The organism is Achromobacter veterisilvae (genome assembly GCF_900496975.1).
Lineage (GTDB): Bacteria > Pseudomonadota > Gammaproteobacteria > Burkholderiales > Burkholderiaceae_B > Achromobacter > Achromobacter veterisilvae.
In genome coordinates this window covers 25,000-47,619 of record NZ_UFQC01000029.1, presented here as the reverse complement: position 1 = coordinate 47,619, position 22,620 = coordinate 25,000, and the positions used below count along the sequence as shown (strand labels likewise).

The window sequence follows — 22,620 nt, the reverse complement described above, 5'->3', positions numbered from 1 at the left end:
AACTCGTTGTGTTGTAAGGAAGGGACACGTTTCCCGCCTCCCGGTGGCGAACCGGTTGCCTAGTAGGGCAGAGTCCTGGCCCGGTATGCGTACCAATGAAAAAACCACACCTGCTTTCCGGCCTTGCCGAAGCCTTTCCTGCCCGCTGGCGGGATGAAATCCGCGCCGAACTGGCCGATGGCGAAACACTGCTGGCCTGGGTTGAAATAGACCTGGATCAGCGGTTGAAGTTCCAACCGGGCCTGGTCGCCGCCACCGACCGCCGCTTGCTCGCCCGCCGCCCCGACGATGCCGGCTGGGAATCCTGGGTATATGGCCCCCAATTAAAGCTCAGCCTGACCGACCACGCCGGCGCCGCGCTGCTGGAATTGCACGACGACGCCGCCCGCCTGGGCGTGTGGCGTTTCACCCTGGCCCGCAACCCGGCCGCGCTGCGCCTGCTGGCCCAGTTCGAAACCCAGCAGGCCATCCGCCTGTCCGGCCTGCGGGCCGAGGAACCGGCGGAACGCCACTGCACGATTTGCAATAACGTTATTCCGGCGGGCGCGGAAGAGTGCCCCGCCTGCAACCAGGAACAGGCGGCGCCCTCGACCACCTGGGCGCTGCTGCGCCTGTGGCGCTTCGCGCGGCCCTACCGCGGCCCCCTGCTGGCCGGGTTCCTGCTGACCCTGATGGGCACGGCGGCCACCCTGGTGCCGCCGTACCTGACCATGCCGCTGATGGACGACGTGCTGATCCCGTTCCAGAACGGCGCGCCCATCGACTACGACAAGGTCCGCCTCTACCTGGGCGGCCTGCTGGCGTCGGCGTTCCTGGCCTGGGGGCTGGGCTGGGCCCGGACCTACATCCTGGCCTGGGTCAGCGAGCGCATCGGCGCAGACCTGCGCACCACCACGTACGAACACTTGCAGCAGTTGTCGCTGGAGTATTTCGGCGGCAAGCGCACCGGCGACCTGATCTCGCGCATCGGCAGCGAAACCGACCGCATCTGCGTATTCCTGTCGCTGCACCTGCTGGATTTCGCCACCGACATCCTGATGATCGCGATGACGGCGATCATCCTGATATCCATCAACCCATGGCTGGCGCTGGTCACGCTGGTGCCGCTGCCCTTCATCATCTGGATGATCCACGCCGTGCGCGACCGGCTGCGCCACGGGTTCGAAAAGGTCGATCGCATCTGGTCCGAGATCACCAATGTGCTGGCCGACACGATTCCCGGCATCCGGGTGGTCAAGGCGTTCGCGCAGGAAAAGCGCGAGGTCGCGCGCTTTCGCGAGGCCAACAACCGCAACCTGGAAGTCAACGATCGCGTCAACACCACCTGGTCGCTGTTCTCGCCCACCGTCACGCTGCTGACCGAAGTCGGCCTGCTGGTGGTGTGGATCTTCGGCATCTGGCAGGTGTCGCAGAAGCAGATCACCGTCGGCGTGCTGGCCGCCTTCCTGGCCTATATCGGGCGCTTCTACATGCGCCTGGATTCGATGAGCCGCATCGTGTCGGTCACGCAAAAAGCGGCCGCCGGCGCCAAGCGCATCTTCGACATCCTCGACCACGTGTCCAGCGTGCCGGAGCCGCAGAATCCCGCCAGGCTGCCGCAAGTCAACGGCCGCATCGAACTGCGCGACGTGGGTTTCCGCTACGGCAACCGCCAGGTCATCCGCGGCCTGAACCTGAACATCGCCCCGGGCGAGATGATCGGCCTGGTGGGCCACAGCGGCTCGGGCAAGAGCACCCTGATTAACCTGATCTGCCGTTTCTACGACGTGTCCGAAGGCGCGGTGCTGGTGGACGGCGCCGACATCCGTTCGGTGCGCGTGGCCGACTACCGGCGCAACATCGGGCTGGTGCTGCAAGAGCCGTTCCTGTTCTTCGGCACCATTGCCGAGAACATCGCCTACGGCAAGCCCGAAGCCACGCGCGACGAGATCGTGGCGGCGGCGCGCGCCGCGCACGCCCACGAATTCATCCTGCGGCTGCCCCACGGCTACGACTCGCTGGTCGGCGAACGCGGCCAGGCGCTGTCCGGCGGCGAACGCCAGCGCATCTCGATCGCGCGCGCGCTGCTGATCGATCCGCGCATCCTGATCCTGGACGAGGCCACCTCGTCGGTGGACACCACGACCGAAAAGGAAATCCAGAAGGCGCTGGACAACCTGGTGCGCGGACGCACCACGATCGCCATCGCCCACCGCCTGAGTACGCTGCGCAAGGCGGACCGCCTAGTGGTGCTGGATCGCGGCCAGATCGTCGAGCAGGGGCCGCACGAAGCGCTCATGGCCCGGGAAGGCGCCTACTATCGGCTCTACCAGGCGCAGGCGCGCCAGGCCGAGGCCGACGCGCAAGCGTCGGGCAGCGAAGACATGGCCGCCGTGGCCTGACGCGGAACCCGGATTATCGTCATGACCTTGCCGTCCTTTCAGTTGCGCCGCAACGCCTTCGGGCGTCTGGAATTCCAATCCGCCGACGGCGATATTCACGAGGGGGTCATCCCCGTGCGCGCATTCCCGATCAGCGAGGCGGGCCGAGGCCTGTCGCTGGTGACCGGCGACGGGCGCGAACTGGCCTGGATCGAGCACCTGTCCGACGTGCCGGCGCCGCAGCGGGCGCTGATCGAGGAAGAGCTGGCGAGCCGGGAATTCATGCCCGAGATCCGCAGGCTGGCCAGCGTGTCCACGTTCGCCACGCCCAGCACCTGGAAGGTCGATACCGACCGGGGCCCCACGTCGTTCACGCTGCGCGGCGAAGAAGATATCCGCCGCCTCAGCCCGCAGACGCTGCTGATCGCGGACAGCCACGGCATTTTCTATCTGGTGCGCGACATCCAGTCGCTGGACAAGCACAGCCGCAGGCTGCTCGACCACTTTCTGTAGGCCTGCGCCGCTAGCCTTCGGCGGGCCGCTTGAACGGGGTGTGCGCCTCCAGTTCGTCCAGGTAGTCCGCCACCGCCGCCGTTTCCTCGTCCAGGAACGTCCGGATCGCGTCCGCGAATCCGGGGTGGGCGACCCAGTGCGCGGACCAGGTGGGCGTGGGCAGGAGCCCGCGCGCCATTTTGTGCTCGCCCTGGGCGCCGCCTTCGAAGCGCGCGATGCCGTGCGCGATGCAATAGGCGATGGCCTGCATGTAGCAGGTCTCGAAATGCAGCCCCGGCACGTATTCGGTCGCGCCCCAGTAGCGGCCGTAGAGCGCATCGCCTCCCGCCAGGTTCAGCGCCGCCGCCACCGGCCGGCCGTCGCGCTCGGCCAGGATCAGCACGAAGGCCTCGGCCTGTTCGCGGTGCGCCCGCTGGAAGAAATCGCGGCTCAGATAGGGCGGGTTGCCGTGGCTGAAATAGGTGCGGCAATAGCATTCATAGAAGAAACCGAGTTCGGCCTCGCCGATCTCCACGCCGCGCAGCCAGCGGTACGACAGCCCGGCCGCGGCGACCTTCTTGCGGTCCTGCCGGATCTTCTTGCGCTTGTCGTGGCTCATGGCGGCGAGAAAGGCGTCGAAGTCGGCGTAGCCCGGGTTGGTCCAGTGGAACTGCACGCTTTCCCGGATCATGAAGCCGGCCTCGCGCAGGGCGCGCATATCGGCATCCGCGGGAAACAGCAGGTGCAGCGACGACACCTGGATCTGTTCCGCGAAGGCGACCAGCCCGCGCACCAGCGTGTCGCGGTCTTCGTCGGTGCGCGCCAGAAGCCGGGGGCCGGTCACGGGGGTGAACGGGATGGCCGACAGCAGCTTGGGGTAATAGCGCAGCCCGTGGCGCTGGAAGGCGTCGGCCCAGGCGTAATCGAACACGTATTCGCCGCGCGAATGCGACTTCAGGTAGAGCGGGGCCGCGGCGGCCAGCGTCTCGTCCCGCCAGAGCGCCAGATAGTGCGGCGCCCATCCGGTTTCCGGCGTGGCGCAGCCGGTTTCGTGCAGCGCGCGCAGGAATGCATGGCGCAAGAAGGGCTGGTCGCCCGCCAGCGCGTCCCATTGCAGGGCGTCGATGCGGGACAGGTCGGTTTCTACGGTCAGGCTCAGGGAATCCATCCGCGAATGATAAAGTCTCCGTGATTGCGCGGCGCTGAAACCGCCGCGGTTTTTCCTCGGGGCGCGCCCCGGCACGGGATCGAGTATGGATATCAAGACGGTCCCGCCTGCGGGCGGGGATGGGCGGGATTGCCTGCGCGGACTGGCGCTGGCGGCGTTGGCCGCCACGGCGTGGCGGGACAAGCTGGCCGGGGTGCGGGCCATCACCGACGCCGCCGCGCTGGATTGCGGGCGGACCTTCACGCCGCCCCCCGGGCTGCCGGGCCGTCCGCCGCTGCCGGAACTGGTGGCGCCTTCCCAGGTCCCGCAGCGGTCCATGGCCACGCAGGAAGGGCGCGCGGCGCTGCTGCACGCGCTGGCCCATATCGAATTCAACGCGGTGAACCTGGCGCTGGACATCATGTGGCGCTTCGCGGGCATGCCCGAAGCCTTCTACCGCGACTGGCTGCGCGTCGCGCGCGAGGAAGCGCACCACTTCGACCTGCTGCGGCGGCGGCTGGAGGCCCTGGGCCACGCCTATGGCGACTTTCCCGCCCACAACGGCCTGTGGGAAATGGCCGAGCGGACGCAGGACGACCTGCTGGCGCGCCTGGCGCTGGTGCCCCGCACGCTGGAGGCGCGCGGCCTGGATGCCTCGCCCATGATCCGGAACAAGCTGGCGGGCGCCGCGGACAAGGAAAGCGCCGCCATCGTCGACATCATCCTGGCCGACGAGATCGGCCACGTCGCCATCGGCAACTTCTGGTACAAGCGCCTGTGCGGGCAGGCGGGCAAGGACCCCGTCGCCTGCTATGCGGAACTGGCGCGGCGCCACGGCGCGCCCCGCCTGCGCGGCCCGTTCAACCTGGAGGCGCGCCGCGCCGCCGGCTTCGACGACGCCGAACTCGCCGCGTTGCAGGAGGGGTGAGGACATGGCCATACGACTTCGCATCGACGCGCTGCTGGCCGGCGCCGCCCTGGCCTTGCTGGCGCCGGCGGCCCAGGCTGCCGAGCCGTTCGCCGCCTGCCTGGCGCAATTGCGCGGGCCGGGGCTGAAGGCGGGCGTATCGGGCGCCACGTTCGACACCCATACCGCGGGCCTGGCGCCGGACATGGCGGTGATCGGCCTGCTGGACGCGCAACCGGAATTCAAGACGCCCATCTGGGACTACATGGCCGGCCTGGTCGACGACGAACGGGTGGCCGACGGCCAGGCCGGCATGGCGCGCTGGCAGGCCGAACTGGACCGGGCCGCGTCGCGCTACGGCGTGGATCCGGCCACGGTCGCGGCCGTCTGGGGCGTGGAAAGCAACTATGGCCGCACGCTGGGCGGCAGGCCGCTGCTGACCTCGCTGTCGACCCTGTCCTGCTTCGGCCGCCGCCAGGCCTATTTCCGGGGCGAGTTCTACGCCACCCTGAAGATCATCCAGGACGAACACCTGGCGCCCGAACGCCTGACGGGATCCTGGGCCGGCGCGTTCGGCCAGACCCAGTTCATGCCGTCGACCTATCTGCGGCTGGCGGTGGATTTCGACGGCGACGGCCGCCGCGACCTGGTCGACAGCGTGCCGGACGCGCTCGCGTCGACCGCCAACTTCCTCAAGCGCGCGGGATGGAACGGCGCGCTGGACTGGGGCTACGAAGTCCGGCTGCCCGCCGGCCTGGACACGTCCGGGGCCGGCCGCAAGAACAAGCGCCCGATGTCGTCCTGGGCCAGGCAGGGAGTGGCGCGCGCCGACGGCCGGCCCCTGCCGGCGGGCGACACGCCCGCCGGCCTGCTGCTGCCCGCGGGCAGGGGCGGCCCCGCCTTCCTGGTCACGCGCAATTTCGACGCCCTGTATTCCTACAACGCGGCGGAAATCTATGCCCTGGCCATTGCCCACCTGTCGGACCGGCTGAGGGGCGCCGGGCCGCTGGTCCAGGCCTGGCCGACGGACGACCCGGGCCTGTCGCGGGCGCAGCGGCGCGAACTACAGCGCCTGCTGATTGCCCGGGGCTATGACGTGGGCGAACCCGATGGCATGATCGGCGCCCGCACCCGGACCGCCCTGCAGGCGGCGCAGCGCGAACTGGGCCTGCCGCCGGACGGCCGCGCCGGCCTGAAATCGCTGCGGGCGCTGCAGGCGGGCAGGGCGGACTGAACCGGTAGCGAAAGACAATCTTTGCAAAGCGCCGCCGCCGGGGCCGCCGGAGGGCGCGCGCGGCTCCGGACATGGGCCTATACTGGTTTTCCGACTTTTCAGGAGCACGATGATGAGCCTATTGGATACCTTGGCCTCGATGGCCGGCGGCGGTCAGCAAGGGGGTTCGGCGTCGCTGTTGCCCGCGCTGATCGAGCAATTGAACAAATATCCGGGCGGCCTTTCCGGCCTGATCGCCAGCTTCCAGAAGGGCGGCTTGAGCGAGATCGTGGCGTCGTGGGTGGGCACGGGCCAGAACCTGCCCGTCAGCGCCGACCAGCTCGGTTCCGTGCTGGACCCGGGCGTCGTGAGCGAGCTGGCCGCCAAGACCGGCCAGGACACGGATTCCGTGCTCGGCTCGCTGTCCTCGCTGCTGCCGCAGTTGGTGGACAAGGTCACGCCCGACGGCGCGGTCCCGGCCAACCCGCAGTTCAATCCGGCTGACCTGCTGGCTTCGTTGTCGGGCCTGTTCGGCAACCGCGCCGGGTAGCAAACCGCGTCGCGGCGGCGGCGCGCGCCTACGCGTCTTGCGCCGCCGGCCATTGGAATTGCTGCGGCGCCTTGTCCAGATAGCGGCGAGCCGCGATGCGATGGTAGTCGGTGGAGCGCGCCACGCCCTGGCCGGCGGCTTCCAGATCCAGCATTGTGTTCAGGTCGCTATTGAGCGATGCGTTCAGGCCGCGCTTGGTCAGCGATAGCGCGACGGCCGGAAGCTCGGCCATGGACAGCGCGAGTTGTCGCGCGCGCTCGTCGATCCGGTCCTGCGCCTGGATCTCGAACACGATGCCCATATCCTTTGCCTCCCGGGCCTGGAATTCCCGCGTGGAAAAGGCGAGCTCCTTGGCCCGCTGCACGCCCACGATGCGCGGCAGGGTGTAGAGGGTGGCGCAGTCGGGAATGGCGCCCAGCCGCAGGAACGACAGGCAGAACCGCGCCCGCGGCGACGCCAGGATCAGGTCGGCGGTCAAGGCCAGGCCCAACCCGGCGCCATAGGCCGGACCGTCGACCTTGGCGATCACCGGCCGATCCAGCGTGATCAGTTCCTCTATCGTCAGGAGGAGGGCGGCCATGCGCTCCCGCGCCGCTTCGGCCGAGGCGCCGGAATCCATTGTGGCGATGTCGCCGCCCGCGCAGAACGCGCCGCCGGCGCCGCCCAGGATCAGGACTTTCACGCCGCGGTCGCGCCGGATTGCGCCGACGGCCTGGGCCAGCTCTTCGCGCATTTCCATGTCGAGCGCGTTTTTCCGGGCAGGCCGGTTCAGGGTGAGGGTGGCGACGCCGCCTTCCACGGAATAGAGCAGGGTCTTGAACTCGCTTGGGCTGGATTGCATCGGATTCGTCTCCATGTCTTCGTTCCCATGATGACCCGGCCGCGGGACCCGAGGCCGGGCTGAAGCTGGCGCCATGGCCTCAGGCGATGGCGCCGCGTTCGCGCAAGGCCCGGATGTCGGCGTCCGCGAACCCCAGTTCGGCCAGCAGCGTTTCCGTGTGCTCGCCGGGCGCGGGAACCGGGCGGGCCTGTCCCGGCGTGCGCGAAAACCGCGGCGCGGGCGCCGGATGGACGACGCCGCCGGTTTCGATGAAGCCGCCGCGGGCCTGGTTGTGCGGATGCCGCGGCGCTTCCTCGAAGTCGAGCACGGGCGCGAAGCAGGCATCCGTGCCCTCCAGCAGCGCGCACCATTGGTCCCGGGTGCGGCTGGCGATGAGCCGCTCGAGCTTGCCGCGCAGCAGGGGCCACTGCGCGCGGTCCCATTGCCGCTCGAAGTCAGGGTCTTCGATACCGCACAGTTCCAGCAACTGGCGGTAGAACTGCGGCTCGATCGCGCCGATCGAGACGTACCTGCCGTCGGCGCAGGTGTAGCAGCCATAGAAATGGGCGCCGCCGTCCAGCATGTTGGACTGGCGCCGGTTGATCCAGTCGCCGCTGCGCAGCTTGCCGTGGTAGGCGCTGGCCAGGAGCGAGGCGCCGTCGCAGATCGCCGCGTCCACCACCTGTCCCTTGCCGGTGCGGCCGGCTTCGAGCAGGCCGCAAAGCACGCCGAAGGCCAGCATCATGGCGCCGCCGCCCATGTCGCCGACCAGGTGCAGGGGCGGCGCGGGCGGATGGCCGGCCTGCCCCATCGCATGCAGCGCGCCGGTGAGGGCGATGTAGTTCAGGTCGTGGCCGGCCGCCTGGGCCAGCGGGCCATCCTGGCCCCAGCCGGTCATGCGCCCGTACACCAGGCGCGGATTGCGCGCCAGGCAGGCCTCGGGCCCCAGGCCCAGCCTTTCCATCACGCCCGGCCGGAATCCCTCCAGCAGCGCATCGGCCTTGTCCAGCAACCGCAGCACGACGTCGGCTGCGCCGGGCTTCTTGATGTCCAGCGCGATCGTGCGGCGGCCGCGATCGATGATGGTGGCTCCGCCGCCAAGGAAACCGGGCGTGAGGCGGTCAATGCGGATCACGTCCGCGCCCATGTCCGCCAGCATCATGGCGCAGAATGGGCTGGGGCCTATCCCGGCCATTTCCACCACGGTAAATCCGTTCAAAGGGCCTGCCATGTCTGTCGCCGCTCCGTGTGCCGGGTTGCTCAGGAATCGAAGAATTCGGTCCGCGCGTCCAGGATGATCTGGATGTACTTCTCCATGTTGGCGTCCATGCGGTGGGTCGGGCCGACGATGGACAAGGCCGTCAACTGGGCCCCCACGCGGCCCGCGATACCGATGGCCGATACGCCTTCATTGCCTTCGTCGCGGCTGTGGAAGTATTTCTTTTCCAGTTGGGACTCGATCTGCGCGCGCAGGGCGGCGGGGTCGGTGATGCTGCTTGCCGTGACGTGCCCGAACGGAAGCGTGTCGATCACCGCGTCGCGTTCAGCCGCGTCCATCTCGCCCAGCAGCGCCTTGCCCAGCGCCGCGACCTGCAGGTCGAAGGTGGTGCCGGGCTGCACGACATAGCGCAGCGCGCGCGGGCTTTCCTGGCTGGCGTAGATCTTGACCTTGTTCCCGTCCAGCAGCCCGCACATCGAGGATTCTCCCGATTGGCGGGTCAGGATTTCGAGTGCCTCCGAGGCGAAGGCCTGCAGCGGATCGGCCGCCGAAATACCCTGCGCCACGTCGAGCAGCCTGCCGGTCGGATGAAAATAGCGCGACTTCGGCGTGCGCAGCAGGTATCCGGCCTGGCGCAGCGTGTACAGCAGGTCGGAGCAACTGCTGTCGGCCAGGTCCAGGAAGCGCGCCATTTCGGAATTCGTCAGGGGGCGGCGCTCCCGCGCGTAGACTTCGAAGACTTGCAGTACGCGCTGGGCGGTGGGGAGGATTTGCGGCATAGAGTGTCGGAGTGAGAAGTGATGAACCGGCCCGGATCTTCGCGTGGCCGGTCATTTCAACGCGGATATGCCTAAGACGCTTTGCGCCATGAGCAGGGCCTGAATCTGGTTGGTGCCTTCGGCGATGCTCAGGTGGCGGGCATCGCGGTAATGGCGTTCGACGGGGAACAGGCTGGTATAGCCGGCGCCGCCGTGCACCTGCATCGACATCTCCGCCACGCGCAGCACGGCGTCGGTGGCGTGGCGCTTGGCCATCGAACATAGCATCTGGCTGTCGGGGGCGCCACGATCCAGCGCATCGGCGGCGCGCCAGCACAGCAGGCGAGAGGTCTCGACCAGCGTCATCATGTCGGCGACCAACTGCTGCACGAGCTGGAATCCGCCTATCGGCCGGCCGAACTGAACTCGATCGCCCGCGTATTTTACCGCCGCCTCATAGGCCGCCTCGGCGATGCCCAGGGCGGAGAAGGCGACCACGCAGCGGCCGATGTTGAGGTATTTCTTGGCCAGCGCGAAGCCCTTTCCTTCGGTTCCGATCAGGTTGGCCGCCGGGATCTCGACGTCCTCGAACAGCAGCTCGCCCAGCGGGCAGCTCAGCATGCCCATCTTGGAGATGGGGCTGGACGAGAAGCCGGCCATGGCGCGTTCGAACAGCAGGCAGGACACGCCGCGCTCGCCGCTCTTGCGCTGGGTTTGCACGAATACCACGCCCAGTTCGCACACGGTTCCCAGGCTGATGTAAAGCTTGCGGCCGTTGACCCGCCAGCCCGTTTCCGTTTCGACCGCGCGGGTTTCGATATTCGCCGCGTCGGAGCCGATGTTGGGCTCGCTCAGCGCGAAGCTGGCGATCGCCTCGCCGGACAGCACGCGCGGCAGGTATTTTTCCTTCAGGTAGGGCGAGCCGCCGTCGCTGAGCACCGACGCCGCCAGGTTGCTGGTGCTGACGATGCTGCGCAGCGAAGGCCACACGCGCGCCAGTTCGGCGATCAGCATGCCGTACGTCATCATGGGCAGGCCATAGCCGCCGTCCTTTTCCTGCAGCATGCCGCCCAGCAGGCCGAAATCGCGCATGGCCTCGACCATTTCCTGCGGCACCATGCGGGCTTCGGCTTCGTAGCGGTTGACGATGGGCGCCACTTCCGCCGCCAGGTAGCGGCGCAGCGAGTCGCGCAGTTCGGTCTGGGTAGAGTCCAGTGAGAAATCCATGGCGTATCCTGGGTTGGGGCCTGTGCGAGGCTGCTTCGAGAGTTGACGGGCCCTAGCCGGCGTAGCCGATCAGCGCGTCCAGCGGCATTGCGCCCTGTCCCGCCGCGCCGACCCATACCGGGTTGAGTTCCATCTCGTGCAGGACTTCGCGATGTTGCCAGGCGAAGTCCGAGACCCGCACGATCAGGTCTTCCAGGGCGTCGAAATCGGCCGGCGCCTGCCCGCGCACGCCTTCCAGTATTTCGACGTATTCGATCTCCCGCACGAGCGCGCGGGCATCGTCCCGCGACAAGGGAATCATGCGGTGCGCCACGTCGCGGATGGTCTCGACGAAGATACCGCCCAGGCCGAACGTCAGCACGAGGCCGAACGCCGCGTCCCGGTGCACGCCGACCAGCACCTCGCGGCCTCCGGGCGGCAGCATGCGCTCGACCAGAATGCCGTCGACCTTCGCTTCGGGGCAGCGGCGCGCCACCGAGTCCAGGATCGCCGCGTGGGCCTCGCGGGCCGCGCCGGCGCTGGCGATGTTCAGCCTGACGCCACCGGCCTCGGTCTTGTGCGCGATCTGCGCGCTGACCACTTTCATTACCACGGGAAAGCCCAGGCGGGCGGCCTGCTCGGCCGCTTCTTCCGCGTTTGCGACCACCACGCCCTGCGGAACCGGCAGGCCGGCTTCGCGCAGCAGGGACTTGGCGGCCGCTTCGCTGAGCATGCGGCCTCCGCTGGCCGCTGCGGCCGCTGGAGGACTGGAGGGCGCGGGCTGGACCGCCGGCGTTTTCCAGGGGACGGCCTTGGCCAGGACCGCGATCGCGTCCGACAGCGCCAGGAAGGGCAGCAGGCCTTCCGTTTCCAGCAGTTGGAAGCCGCCGCCCAGGCGCCGGCTCATCCAGACCGGGACGATCAGCGTGTCGGTCTCGGCCGCCACGGTGGCGATGGCCTGGGCCATGCCGTCGGTGATGGCGCCGTAGTCCATCGGGATCGGGAACAGGACCGTGCCGACCCCCGGGTCGGCGCACAGGATCCGCAGGCATTCGACCGAGGCCTGTTGGTTGCGCAGGATATCGGCGGTGGTGTCGACCGGATTGTCGATGCTCGCGAAGTCCGGAAGCAGCTTGCGCAGGGCCGCCTTGGTGGCGGGGGCGAACGCCGCCATCGGCAGGCCGGCTCCGCCCGCGATATCGGCTGCAAGCGCGGCGGTTCCGCCCGAGAAGGTGTAGATGCACAACCCATTGCCGCTCTTGGGCGTGATCCGGGTCAGCAGGCGGGCCGTCGCCAGCAGTTGGTCCAGATCGTCCACCTCGATCGCGCCGAACTGGCGGAACACGGCGCTGTTGACGGCGGCCGAGCCGGCCACCGACGCGGTATGCGACTGGGCGGCGCGCACGCCGGCTTCCGAATGGCCGATCTTCAGCACGACCACCGGCTTGTTCCGCGCGCGGGCCAGTTCCAGCGCCGAGGTCAGGCGGCGGCCGTTCTTGACGCCTTCCATCAGCAGGGCGATCACGCGGATTTGCGGATCGTTGGCCATGTGCGCGATGAAATCGGGAATCTCCAGGTCGACCTCGTTGCCGGCGGAGAACCACAGCCCCACGCCCTGGCCATGGGACAGGCCCTGCAGCAGATTGCGCCCCAGCCCGCCGCCCTGCGTCGCCAGGCCGATGGCGCCCGCGTTCAAATCGTCTTTGAAGGCCGGCGAGAACGTCATGCCGAGCCGGTCGCGCACGTTGACGAAGCCGGGACAGTTCGGCCCGTAGACGTGCAGGCCGGTGGCGCGGCACAGCTCGGCGATTTCGCGTTCGAGGCGCTGGCCTTCCTCGCCTGCTTCGGAGAAGCCGGAAGTCATGACGACGGCGAACGGAATGCCGCGCGCCGCGCATTGCTTCAGGGCGTCGAGCACCAGCGAGGCGTTGATCATGATCAGGGCCACGTCGATGTCGGCCTCGGGCAGCGCGCTGATCGAAGGCCAGCAGGGCCGCCCGCCGATTTCCTCGTAGGCGGGGTTGACGGCGAAGACCTCGCCCGGCACGGCCGAGTGCAGAACCAGGTTGTCGTACAGGCGGCGTCCCTGGCTAGCCTCGCGGGCGGACGCCCCCACCACGGCCACGTTGCGCGGGTTGGTGAAGCGGGTCAAGTCTGCGAAGGGCTTCATGCGTTTGCCTCCATTGGCCGCATCAGCATTGCGAAGTTGGCCTGGACCACCACTTCGCCGCGTTGGTTGATGGCTTCGCGCCGGAACACCACCTTGTCCTTGCCGGGCCGGTATTGCGCGGTTTTATCCACCACGCTCACCCGGACGACGATGGTATCGCCGATGAACGTGGGCTTGGGGAACCGGCAATTGATGTCGATCAGCGCCAGCACATAGGGTTCCAGGCGGCGGTAGCCGTCGGACTGGGTGGTCAGGCCCGAAAGGATGGACAGGACCAGAAGGCCGTGCGCGATCCGCTGGCCGAACGGCGTGCCGCTGGCGTACTCCCGGTCGACGTGCAGGCGGTTGAAATCGCCCGACAGGCAGGCGAAGTTGACGATGTCGCTCTCGGTGACGGTGCGCCCGGCCGATAGGAAAGTGTGGCCGACTTCCAGCGCTTGCGGGGCGGAGCCGGCCGGAAGCGCTGGCGGGCCGGCGGAGGGAAGGCTTTGCATGATGGCGTATCGGATTCCGGGGAGGGGGGTTACGAAGCGTAGCGGCCGCCGGTCACGTGCAGCAGTTCGCCGGTAATGAAGGAGGCCCGGCCGGAAGCCAGGAACGCCACCGCGTCGGCGATGTCCTCGACCGCGCCCAGCCGTCCCACCGGCTGGCGCGCCAAGGCGTTGGCGCGCAGCGTTTCATACGTGGACAGGCCACGCACCAGGGGGGTCTCGATCAGGCCCGGCGCGATCGCATTGGCCGTGATGTTGAACTTGCCCTGCTCCAGCGCGAGCGAGCGCGTGAAGCCGATCAGGCCTGCCTTGGCGGCGGAATAGTTGGTCTGGCCGGGGTTGCCCCAATGCGCCCGCGAGGCGATGTTGATGACGCGGCCCCAGCGGTTTTCCATCATCGAGGGCAGGGCTGCCCGGGTGCAGTAGTACGCGCCCTTGAGAATGGTGTCCACCACCGAATCCCAGTCCTCGACGGGCATCTTGAGCAAGTACTTGTCGCGGGTGAATCCGGCGTTGTTGACCAGGATGTCGATGCTGCCGAATTCACGGACCGCCTGTTCGGCCATCGCCTGCACCTGCCCGGGATCGCAGACGTCGAGCACGGCGCCGATGGCGGCGTGGCCGGCCTCTTTCAGGCTGCCGACCGCCTGCTGCACCGATTCAGCGTTGATGTCGGTGATGACGATGCGCGCGCCTTCCCGGGCCAGGGCCAGCGCCGATGCATAGCCGATTCCGCGGCCGGAACCCGTGATGACGGCGACTTTGCCGGTGAGTTGCAGGTCCATGTCGATTCCCCTCCTGTAGCGAATGGTGTCCAGCGTGCCCGGGCCCGGAATCCGATCTTCCGAGCTACGGCGGTGCCGGAATAGTATGGAATTTATTCCGAGATTCCGAACAAATATACACACCACCGGAAAAATTGACAATTAATATCGACATGTCGTTATACTCTTCGGCATGTCGGAATAAGTTGGCCCGACATTCCCATCTCTCTATAAAAAATGAAGGAGACGACTCATGACTACGTTGAAGGGATTGTTGGCCGCCGTACTGAGCCTGGCCGTCGTCGGGACGGCCAGCGGCGCCGACGCCTATCCCGACAAGCCGGTGCGCCTGTACGTGGGCTTCGCGCCCGGCGGCGCCACCGACCTGCTCGCCCGCCTGTACGCCAGGAAACTCGGTGAACGGTTCAACCAGACGTTCATCGTGGAGAACCGTCCCGGCGCCGGCGGCAACATCGCGATCCAGGCTCTGACGCAGGCCCCGGCCGACGGCTACACGATCGCAATGGCCGCCAATTACGTGGCGGCCAACGCCGCCATGAAGCGCAACCCCTACGACTGGGAGCGCGACCTCATGCCGATCGGCATGGTGGCTTCCACCCCCAACATCCTGGTCGTGCCGCCGGGCTCCAGCCTCAACAGCGTCGACGACCTGATCCGGCAGGCCAAGCGGCCCGGCAACAAGCTGACCTTCAGCTCGGCCGGCATGGGATCGTCCATCCACCTGGCGGGCGAACTGTTCAAAGTCATGGCCGGCGTCGACATGACCCATGTTCCCTACAAGGGCGTGTCGCCCGCGGAAGTCGACCTGATGGCCGGCACGGTCGACATGATGTTCGGCAGCGTCTCCACGGCGATTCCGCTGGTGCAGACCAAGAAGCTCAAGGCGCTGGCCGTGACCGGCCGCGAGCGCATGAAGGCAATGCCGGACCTGCCGACCATCGAGGAAGCCGGCCTCAAGGGTTACGACGTGGAGGCGGTCTACTTCATGGCGGCGCCGGCCAGGATCCCGGCGCCCGTCCTCGAACGGCTGGCCGACGCGGTCGCCGATATCAACAAGCAGCCCGACGTGCAGGAATTCATGGACCGCATCTATGCCCGTCCGCTGACGGGCGGCCCGGAAGAGGCCAGGGCGTTCCTGAAAGCCGAAGTGCGGAAGTGGCAAGGCGTGGTCGACGCCACCGGCATGAAAGTGGATTGACACAGGAGACTCCCATGAAGACTCGCAGGCAAGTTGCGCTGGCGCTGCTGGCCGGCCTGACGGCATTTTTAGTCCCGACGCTGGCTTCCCACGCGGCCGAGGGCTACCCCAACAAACCGCTCCGGCTGATCGCGCCCAGTTCCCCGGGGGGAATCCTCGACATCACCAGCCGAGTGGTCGGGAAAAAACTGTCCGAGCGGCTCGGGCAGCCGGTCGTGGTCGAGAACGTACCCGGCGCGGCGGGCATCCTCGGCATGCAGGCCATGCTGCGAGCGGAGCCGGACGGCTACACCATGGTCATGGGCAGCAGCGGGCCGAACGCGGTGAACTACACCCTGTACAGCAAGCTGCCCTACGGCATGTCCGACTTCGCGCCGGTGGTCCGCATCATCACCATGCCGAACGCCCTGGTGGTCAACGCCGATTCGCCGCTCAAGACGCTGGCCGAGTTCCGCGCCTACGCCAGGAAAAAGCAGGGGAACCTGTCGATGGCGGTGTCCATGCTCGGGACGTCCGGGCACCTTGGCGGGGAACTGCTGAAGAACCGCCTGGATTTCACCGCCGTCACGGTGCCGTACAAGGGCGCGGCGCCCGCGACCAACGACCTGGTGGCGGGCCAGGTGGATTTCACGGTCGAAAACGTGATCACGGTCGCGCCCCTTGTAAAGGCAGGCCGGCTGCGGGCATTGGCGGTCACCACGCGGGAGCGCAGCCAGATCCTGCCGGACGTGCCGACGCTGGCCGAGCAAGGCTATCCGGACATCGACGTCGGCGCCTGGCTGGGCGTGCTCGTGTCGGCCCGCACGCCGCCGGCCATCGTCGCGCGGCTGAATGCCGAACTGAACGCGGTGCTGGGCGACGAGGAAGTGAAGAAACAGTTGGCCCAGCAGGGCGGAATCACGCTCGGCGGCACGCCGGCGGAATTCGACGGTTTTATCAGGTCCGAGAAGGATCGCTGGGAAAAAATCATCAAGGCCGCCGGCATCAAGGTGGAGTGACCAGAATGCCGGCGGCGCGCAGGCGCCGCCGGCACCCAAGGAGGCATGAGCGATGGCAATCGACTATCACAATCTGCGCAACTGGAAATTCGAGGATCGCGTCGACCGCTATACGGCGCGCGATTGCATGATCTACGCCCTGGGCCTGGGCTATGGCGGCGATCCGGCCGACGACGACGAATTTCGCTACGTGCATGAAGAGGGGACGGCAGTGGTGCCTACCTTCCTGGCCACCCTCGGCGCGCCCAACGGCTGGGCCGCGGACCCGGCCACCGGCATCGACTGGGTAAAGATCCTGCACGGCGAGCATCGCATGACTTTCCACGCCCCGCTGGCCGCGGCCGGCGCCGTGCGCAGCCAGACCCGGGTCACGCGCGTGGTGGACAAGGGCGCGGGCAAGGGCGCGCTGGTGGTGACGGTGCGGGACATTTCGGACGCCGGCAGCGGCAGGCCCCTGGCCACGGTGGAGCACGTGTCGTTCTGCCGGGCCGACGGCGGCTTCGGCCAGGGCGATGAGCCGCCGCAGGCCCTTCCGCCCGTTCCGGACCGCGAGCCCGACTGCGCGGTGCTTTTGCCGACGCTTGCCCAGCAAGCCTTGCTGTACCGGCTGAACGGCGACCTCAACCCGGTCCATGCCTTGCCGCACATGGCGCGCGCCGCCGGTTTCGACCGGCCCATCCTGCACGGCCTGTGCACCTATGGCATGGCGGCGCGCGCCTTGCTGCGGGCCTGCGCGCCGGCGGGGACCCAACGGCTCGCCGGCATCTCCGCCCGATTTTCCGCTCCGGTCTTTCCGGGCGAAACGCTGCGCGCGGAGATCTGGCGCGACGGCGCCCACCTGCAATTTCGCGTCCTGGCCCACGAGCGCAATACGGTGGTGCTGAGCAACGGGGTCGCCGGCCTGGCGCAGTAACCGACAACGAGGTCAACCATGTCACCACTCGAAGCCCATGCCCGGGAAATGCCGGAGCGCATTGCCTACCGCATGATCCCCTCCGGAAAGACCGTCACCTGGCGCGAACTGGAGTTGCGCAGCCGCAAGTGCGCGGCGGCCCTGCTGGAAGCCGGGCTGCAACCCGGCGACGTGATCGCGGTCTTCCTGGAAAACCATCCCTGCTATTTTGAACTGCTCTGGGCCGCCCATCGCATCGGCCTGTACTACACCACCATCAGCCGCCATCTGAAGCGCGAAGAGGCGGGCTACCTCATCGAGAACAGCGATGCGCGGGCGCTGTTCTATTCGGAATGCACCCGCGGCGAAACGGATGCGCGCGGCCTGGACGCGCGCGGCGTGCTGCGTATCTGCGTGGACGGCGCCGATGCCGGCGCGGTGGAATACGAAGCCTGGGCCGGCCGCCATGCCGACGACGTCCGCTTGCCGCAGACCCCTGAAGGCACGGATTTCCTGTATTCCTCGGGCACCACTGGCCTGCCCAAGGGAATCAAGCGGCCGCTATCGGTCGCGAACCGGTACTTCCGGGTCGGCGACGCGCCCAGCAGTGCCTGGAAGGCGTTCGACCGCAATACGGTCTATCTTTCCACCGCGCCGTTCTACCACGCGGCGCCGGTGCGCTGGAACATGGCCGCGCTGCGGGCCGGCGGCACTTGCGTCATGATGGAAAAATTCGACCCCGCCGGGGCGCTGGCGGCCATCGCCGCCCACGGCGTCACCCATTCCCAATGGGTGCCGACCATGTTCATCCGCCTGCTGCGCCTGCCCGAGGCGGAGCGCGCGCGCCACGATCTGTCTTCGCTGCGCTACGCGGTGCATGCCGCCGCGCCGTGCCCGGCCGAGGTCAAGGAGGCCATGATCGGATGGTGGGGCCCGATCCTGTACGAGTACTACAGCGGCACCGAACTGGTCGGCCGGACCTCGCTCGGTTCCGAGGAATGGCTTGCGCACCGCGGTTCGGTCGGCCGGCCGGAATTCGGCCAGGTGCACATCATGAGCGAGGACGGCCTGCGCGAATTGCCGCCGGGGCAGCCGGGAGTCATCTACTTTTCCGGCGGCGGCACCTTCGAATACCACAAGGATCCGGAAAAGACGCGCGGCGCCCACAACGCGCGCGGCTGGGCGACTTATGGCGACATCGGGCACCTGGACGCGGACGGCTACCTGTACCTGACCGACCGCCTGTCCAACATGATCGTGTCGGGCGGCGTCAACATCTATCCCCAGGAAGCGGAGAACCTGCTGTGCCTGCATCCGGCGGTGGCCGACGTCGCGGTGGTCGGCGTGCCGAACGACGAATTCGGCGAAGAGGTCAAGGCGGTGGTGCAGCTTCGCGATCCTGCCTCCGCCGGCCCGGACCTGGCGCAGCAGTTGATCGCCTATTGCCGCGAGCGGATCTCGCCCATCAAGTGCCCCAAGAGCGTGGATTTCTCCACCGACATGCCGCGCACCGAGACGGGCAAGCTGCTCAAGCGCCTGGTCAAGCAACGCTACTGGCCGTCCCCGAAGGGCGGCGCCCGATGACGCGCCAGGAGGCACGATGAATCCGCAACGAAAGTTCTTCTCGCCCGAGCATGACATGCTCCGCGATACGGCCGCGCGCTTCATCGCGGACGAAATCACACCCCACCACTATCGGTGGGAGCAGGAGGGAATGGTGCCGCGCGAGCTGTGGCGCAGCGCGGGCCGCGCGGGCATCCTGCTGCCCAGCACGCCGGAAGAGTACGGGGGCGGGGGCGGGGACTTCCTCCACACCATCATCGTGGTGGAGGAAATCGCCCGCGCGCTGGCCACAGGCGTCACGGGGTTCACGACCCACTCCGACATCGTCGCGCCGTACCTGCTCAATTTCGGGTCCGAGCGCCAGAAACTGCGCGACCTGCCCGCCATGGCGCGCGGCGACGTGGTCGCGTCCATCGCGATGACCGAGCCCGGCGCCGGCAGCGACGTCAAGGCGATCCGCACGGTGGCGGCCAGGGCGCAGGGCGGCTACGTCGTCAATGGCCAGAAGACCTTCATCACCAACGGGTTCCACGCCGACCGGGTGCTGGTGGTGGCCAAGACCGATCCCGGCGCGGGCGCGCGCGGCATCAGCCTGTTCTGGGTCGACGCGGCGACGCCGGGCTTCTCCCGGGGGCGCCTGCTGGACAAGGTCGGGCAGAAGGCGCAGGACACGGCCGAACTGTTTTTCCAGGACATGTTCGTCCCCGAGGAAGACCTGCTGGGGGAACCCGGCCAGGGCTTCGGCTACCTGATGAAGGAGCTGGTGCGTGAACGCCTGATGATCGCCGTGCGCTGCGCGACGGCGCTGGAAAGCGCGCTGCAATGGACGGTGGACTACACCAAGGAAAGGCGCGCTTTCGACAAGGCGCTGATCGACAACCAGTACATCCGCTTCAAGCTGGCCGACATCAAGACCCTGGCCGCCGCGACCCGCGCTTTCGTCGACGGCTGCGTGCGGCAATACCTGGATGGCGAACTGGACGCCGGCGGCGCGGCCATGGCCAAGCTGTGGGCGGCGGAGGCCACGCGCGCCATCGACGACCTGCTCCAGTTCCACGGGGGCTACGGCTACATGCGCGAATACCCGATCGGCCGCGCCTATACGGACGTGCGGCCGAACCGCATCTATGGCGGCGCCTCGGAGGTCATGCGCGAGCTGATCGCCAGGACGCTGTGAACCCGCTTTCTCAAGCTTCGACAGGAAACGATCCATCCATGACCAAACATCTTTCGAAATCGGTCGCCATCGTCGGCGCCGCCGAATCCGAGCTGGGGAAAGTCCCCGGCATGACCGCGCTGGACCTGCAGGCACAGGCGGCCGGACGGGCGTTGCGCGACGCCGGCCTGTCGCTGAAGGACGTCGACGGCGTATTTGCCCACGTGGACGACAGGTTTGCCGGCCTTCAACTGGCGGAATACCTGGGCATCCAGCCGCGCTACGTCGATTCGACCAGCGTCGGCGGCATGTCCAACGTCATGCATATCCGGCACGCGATGGCCGCCATCGAGGCCGGCATGTGCGAAGTGGCGCTGGTCGCTTACGGCAGCACCCAATTGTCGGACGGAACGCGCAAGGTCGGCGGCACCCCCGAGGACATGCGCATGCCGCGCGGGCAGTTCATCACCCCCTACGGGCAATTGAGCCCCATCGGCTACTACGCGATGGTGGCGCAACTGCACATGCACCGCTACGGCACGACGCCCAGGGACCTGGCAGAGGTGGCGGTGGCGGCGCGCAAGTGGGCGCAGCTCAATCCCAAGGCGTACCGGCGCGAAGAAACCTCGATCGAGGAAGTGATGGCATCCAGGATGATCGCCGATCCCCTGCGCCAGCGCGACTGCTGCCTGGTGACCGACGCGGGCGGCGCGTTCATCGTCACCACCGCCGCCCGGGCCCGCGCGCTGAAGCGGCCGCCGGTCTATGTGATGGGCATCGCCGAATCCTTCTCGCATCATTACACCCCCTTCGGCACCGCGGACTGGCTGGACACCAATGTGGCGCAGACGGCAGAGCAAGCGCTGGCGATGGCGGGCGTCACGCGCCAGGACATCGACGTGGTGCAGATCTACGACCATTTCACGATCGGCGTGATCCAGTCGCTGGAGGAACTGGGTTTCTGCAAGCGCGGCGAGGGCGGCGCTTTCGTGGCGGGGGGGCGGCTTGCTCCCGGCGGCGATTTTCCCATCAATACCTCGGGCGGCGGCCTCTCATACAACCACCCCGGCCAGTTCGGCATGCTGCTCCTGCTCGAAGCCGTGCATCAGTTGCGCAAAGAGTGCGGAGAGCGCCAACTGCCCAAGGCGGAACTGGCCCTGGTGCACGCGCCGGGCCTGGTCTTCTCGTGCAACACCACCCTGATTCTCGGAGTCTGACCATGGACCACATTCAACGCCCGCTGCCGCAACCCACCCTGATCACCCAGCCATACTGGGACGCGGCGAGAGCGCATCGACTGGTGATCCAGGAGTGCGCCCACTGCAAGACGCGGCAGTTCTATCCGCGCGAATTCTGCACCGCCTGCCTGTCCGAGGATATCGAGTGGATCGAATGCGGCGGCAAGGGCGCCGTCTACACTTACACCATCAACCGCCGCGCCAGCAACGCGGCGCTGAGCGACAAGGTTCCTTATGTGGTGGCCTCGATCGACCTGGACGAAGGTGTGCGGATGATGGCCAACATCGTCGGCTGCCCGCCCGAGGCGGTCCGGATCGGCAGCCGGGTGCGGGTCTGCTTCGAGCAAGTGTCCGACGAGATCACTTTGCCGCAGTTCACCCTGGAAGCCTGAACATGGCGCTGTTCAAAAGCTCACCGCCAGTCCGACCGAGAACCCCGAGACGTTGGTGCCGAAAACGTACCGTCCCACCACGCGGGTGCGCGTGATGAACACGTCGTAGGCACTCGAGTCCAGCTCCAGGCCCGCGCCGATGGAGGTCAGCCGGTCAAAGCCCAGGATGCCGCGCTGGTCGCCCAGGAACTCCGAATGGGTCAGTTCCAGCACGTAGCGCAGCGGCCGCTGCAGCAGGATCGCGCCCGTGGGCGCGCGGTAGCGGGCCCACAGGTTCGCGGACTGCGCGGTGGCGCGGCCGCGGACCGCCGCGGAACTGTCGAAACTCTGCAGGCGCATGTCGGAATAGCGCAGTTCCACGTCCACTTCATAGCCGGGCCGGTAGTGCTCGTAGTCCAGCATCAGCGAGCCGCCCAGCCCGTAGGCGTTGAGCGAGCCTTTGTCGAGGAAGTCGACGTCCGAGTCGGTCTTGCGCCCGACATACCAACTGGCCGCGCGCAGGTCGCTGGTGACGTTGCCCAGCGCGAAGTTGAAGATGGGGCGCAGCTTCAGTTCGTCGGTCAGCTTGAAGTCCCAGCCGATGCCGCCGGTGGCCGACAGGCTGTTCCACTTCGTGGGGATGCGGCGGGACTCCGCGCCCTGCGTGGCGATGAAGGTCGGATCGTAGCGGCTGGCCGCCAGCACGCCTTCCAGATAGATGGGCACGGAGTCGGAAATGGTGTCCCCGCCTCCCAGTTGCGTCATGAAGAACTCGGTCGAGCCGCTGGTCGATCCGCCGCCGCTGCCGATGTTCAGCGAACTGGTCGTGATGTCGGGCACGATGGAAAACGACATCAGGGCAAGCACGCCGTTGGCGCGCTTTTGCAGGTCGTCCTGGGTCAGCCGCAGGCCCTGCTGTGCCTGCGCCGCGCCGGCGCAGCAGGACAGCACGCCGAGCAGGCCGAAAAGACGCCGCTTCACCCTGCAAACGGAATCTCGCATGCGAATCTCCGAATGAACGCGTTGCCAATGCGATGCGGCCAGGCTTGCGGCCCGGACGGCCGGGGGCCCGCTTGGGCAGATTAC

General features: G+C 67.7%; 20 protein-coding genes and 1 pseudogene. 12 read left to right on the top strand and 9 right to left on the bottom strand.

The features are described 5' to 3' along the window. Positions 1–95: 95 nt before the first annotated feature. Complete coding sequence (locus tag AVE30378_RS23085; protein WP_129243825.1) at positions 96–2,381, top strand: cyanophycin metabolism-associated ABC transporter; 2,286 nt, start codon at positions 96–98, stop codon at positions 2,379–2,381. 21 nt (positions 2,382–2,402) lie between these two features. After that, complete coding sequence (locus AVE30378_RS23080) at positions 2,403–2,873, top strand: cyanophycin metabolism-associated DUF1854 family protein (RefSeq protein ID WP_129243822.1); 471 nt, start codon at positions 2,403–2,405, stop codon at positions 2,871–2,873. Between the two features lie 10 nt (positions 2,874–2,883). Here AVE30378_RS23080 and AVE30378_RS23075 read toward each other — a convergent pair whose 3' ends face one another. Next, positions 2,884–4,020 (bottom strand): GNAT family N-acetyltransferase, encoded by a 1,137-nt coding sequence (locus AVE30378_RS23075; protein ID WP_129243819.1) that lies wholly within the window; start codon positions 4,018–4,020, stop codon positions 2,884–2,886. A gap of 85 nt (positions 4,021–4,105) precedes the next feature. Here AVE30378_RS23075 and AVE30378_RS23070 point away from each other — a divergent pair, with 85 nt between their 5' ends. The 3 genes and pseudogenes from AVE30378_RS23070 to AVE30378_RS23060 form a co-directional block, all read left to right on the top strand. After that, a complete protein-coding gene (locus tag AVE30378_RS23070) occupies positions 4,106–4,927 on the top strand; it encodes a ferritin-like domain-containing protein (RefSeq protein ID WP_129243816.1) in 822 nt (273 codons plus the stop codon). A 4-nt stretch (positions 4,928–4,931) separates the two neighbouring features. Beyond that, positions 4,932–6,140, top strand: a complete 1,209-nt coding sequence (locus tag AVE30378_RS23065) for a lytic murein transglycosylase (RefSeq protein ID WP_129243813.1) — start codon at positions 4,932–4,934, stop codon at positions 6,138–6,140. A gap of 40 nt (positions 6,141–6,180) precedes the next feature. Continuing rightward, positions 6,181–6,669: pseudogene (locus tag AVE30378_RS23060) on the top strand (YidB family protein); the annotation flags it as partial. Positions 6,670–6,697: 28 nt separating this feature from the next. Here the strand turns inward: AVE30378_RS23060 and AVE30378_RS23055 are convergent. The 7 genes from AVE30378_RS23055 to AVE30378_RS23025 all read right to left on the bottom strand — a co-directional run bounded on the left by AVE30378_RS23055 (position 6,698) and on the right by AVE30378_RS23025 (position 14,118). Then, positions 6,698–7,510, bottom strand: a complete 813-nt coding sequence (locus AVE30378_RS23055) for an enoyl-CoA hydratase/isomerase family protein (RefSeq protein ID WP_244235122.1) — start codon at positions 7,508–7,510, stop codon at positions 6,698–6,700. A gap of 79 nt (positions 7,511–7,589) precedes the next feature. Continuing rightward, positions 7,590–8,720, bottom strand: coding sequence for a CaiB/BaiF CoA transferase family protein (locus tag AVE30378_RS23050; RefSeq protein WP_129243804.1), 1,131 nt, complete (start codon positions 8,718–8,720; stop codon positions 7,590–7,592). Between the two features lie 29 nt (positions 8,721–8,749). Beyond that, positions 8,750–9,487, bottom strand: coding sequence for an IclR family transcriptional regulator (locus tag AVE30378_RS23045; protein ID WP_129243801.1), 738 nt, complete (start codon positions 9,485–9,487; stop codon positions 8,750–8,752). A 51-nt stretch (positions 9,488–9,538) separates the two neighbouring features. Then, the gene (locus tag AVE30378_RS23040; RefSeq protein WP_129243798.1) at positions 9,539–10,693 is read right to left on the bottom strand and encodes an acyl-CoA dehydrogenase family protein; all 1,155 of its coding nucleotides are present in this window, start codon (positions 10,691–10,693) and stop codon (positions 9,539–9,541) included. Between the two features lie 52 nt (positions 10,694–10,745). Further along, positions 10,746–12,842: an acetate--CoA ligase family protein gene (locus AVE30378_RS23035; RefSeq protein ID WP_129243795.1), complete on the bottom strand. Its 2,097-nt coding sequence runs from the start codon at positions 12,840–12,842 to the stop codon at positions 10,746–10,748. After that, complete coding sequence (locus AVE30378_RS23030; RefSeq protein WP_129243792.1) at positions 12,839–13,336, bottom strand: MaoC/PaaZ C-terminal domain-containing protein; 498 nt, start codon at positions 13,334–13,336, stop codon at positions 12,839–12,841. Before AVE30378_RS23030 ends, AVE30378_RS23035 begins: the two co-directional genes overlap by 4 nt. 29 nt (positions 13,337–13,365) lie before the next feature. Then, positions 13,366–14,118: a beta-ketoacyl-ACP reductase gene (locus AVE30378_RS23025; RefSeq protein ID WP_129243789.1), complete on the bottom strand. Its 753-nt coding sequence runs from the start codon at positions 14,116–14,118 to the stop codon at positions 13,366–13,368. 232 nt (positions 14,119–14,350) lie between these two features. On the opposite strand from AVE30378_RS23025, the gene AVE30378_RS23020 reads away from it, so the two are divergent. From AVE30378_RS23020 to AVE30378_RS22990, 7 genes are read left to right on the top strand one after another with little or no spacing between them, the layout of a single operon-like run. Next, positions 14,351–15,316, top strand: coding sequence for a Bug family tripartite tricarboxylate transporter substrate binding protein (locus tag AVE30378_RS23020; protein WP_129243786.1), 966 nt, complete (start codon positions 14,351–14,353; stop codon positions 15,314–15,316). 14 nt (positions 15,317–15,330) lie between these two features. Then, the gene (locus AVE30378_RS23015) at positions 15,331–16,314 is read left to right on the top strand and encodes a Bug family tripartite tricarboxylate transporter substrate binding protein (protein WP_129243784.1); all 984 of its coding nucleotides are present in this window, start codon (positions 15,331–15,333) and stop codon (positions 16,312–16,314) included. A gap of 52 nt (positions 16,315–16,366) precedes the next feature. Further along, complete coding sequence (locus tag AVE30378_RS23010) at positions 16,367–17,227, top strand: MaoC/PaaZ C-terminal domain-containing protein (protein ID WP_129243781.1); 861 nt, start codon at positions 16,367–16,369, stop codon at positions 17,225–17,227. Between the two features lie 18 nt (positions 17,228–17,245). Next, positions 17,246–18,790: an AMP-binding protein gene (locus AVE30378_RS23005; RefSeq protein ID WP_129243778.1), complete on the top strand. Its 1,545-nt coding sequence runs from the start codon at positions 17,246–17,248 to the stop codon at positions 18,788–18,790. A 16-nt stretch (positions 18,791–18,806) separates the two neighbouring features. Further along, positions 18,807–19,946, top strand: coding sequence for an acyl-CoA dehydrogenase family protein (locus AVE30378_RS23000; RefSeq protein WP_129243775.1), 1,140 nt, complete (start codon positions 18,807–18,809; stop codon positions 19,944–19,946). Positions 19,947–19,984: 38 nt separating this feature from the next. After that, positions 19,985–21,142: an acetyl-CoA acetyltransferase gene (locus AVE30378_RS22995; protein WP_129243773.1), complete on the top strand. Its 1,158-nt coding sequence runs from the start codon at positions 19,985–19,987 to the stop codon at positions 21,140–21,142. A 2-nt stretch (positions 21,143–21,144) separates the two neighbouring features. After that, entirely contained in the window at positions 21,145–21,555 is a 411-nt protein-coding gene (locus AVE30378_RS22990) for a Zn-ribbon domain-containing OB-fold protein (protein WP_129243770.1), read from the top strand. 12 nt (positions 21,556–21,567) lie between these two features. Here AVE30378_RS22990 and AVE30378_RS22985 read toward each other — a convergent pair whose 3' ends face one another. Further along, the gene (locus AVE30378_RS22985; protein WP_129243767.1) at positions 21,568–22,536 is read right to left on the bottom strand and encodes a hypothetical protein; all 969 of its coding nucleotides are present in this window, start codon (positions 22,534–22,536) and stop codon (positions 21,568–21,570) included. Positions 22,537–22,620: the final 84 nt, after the last annotated feature.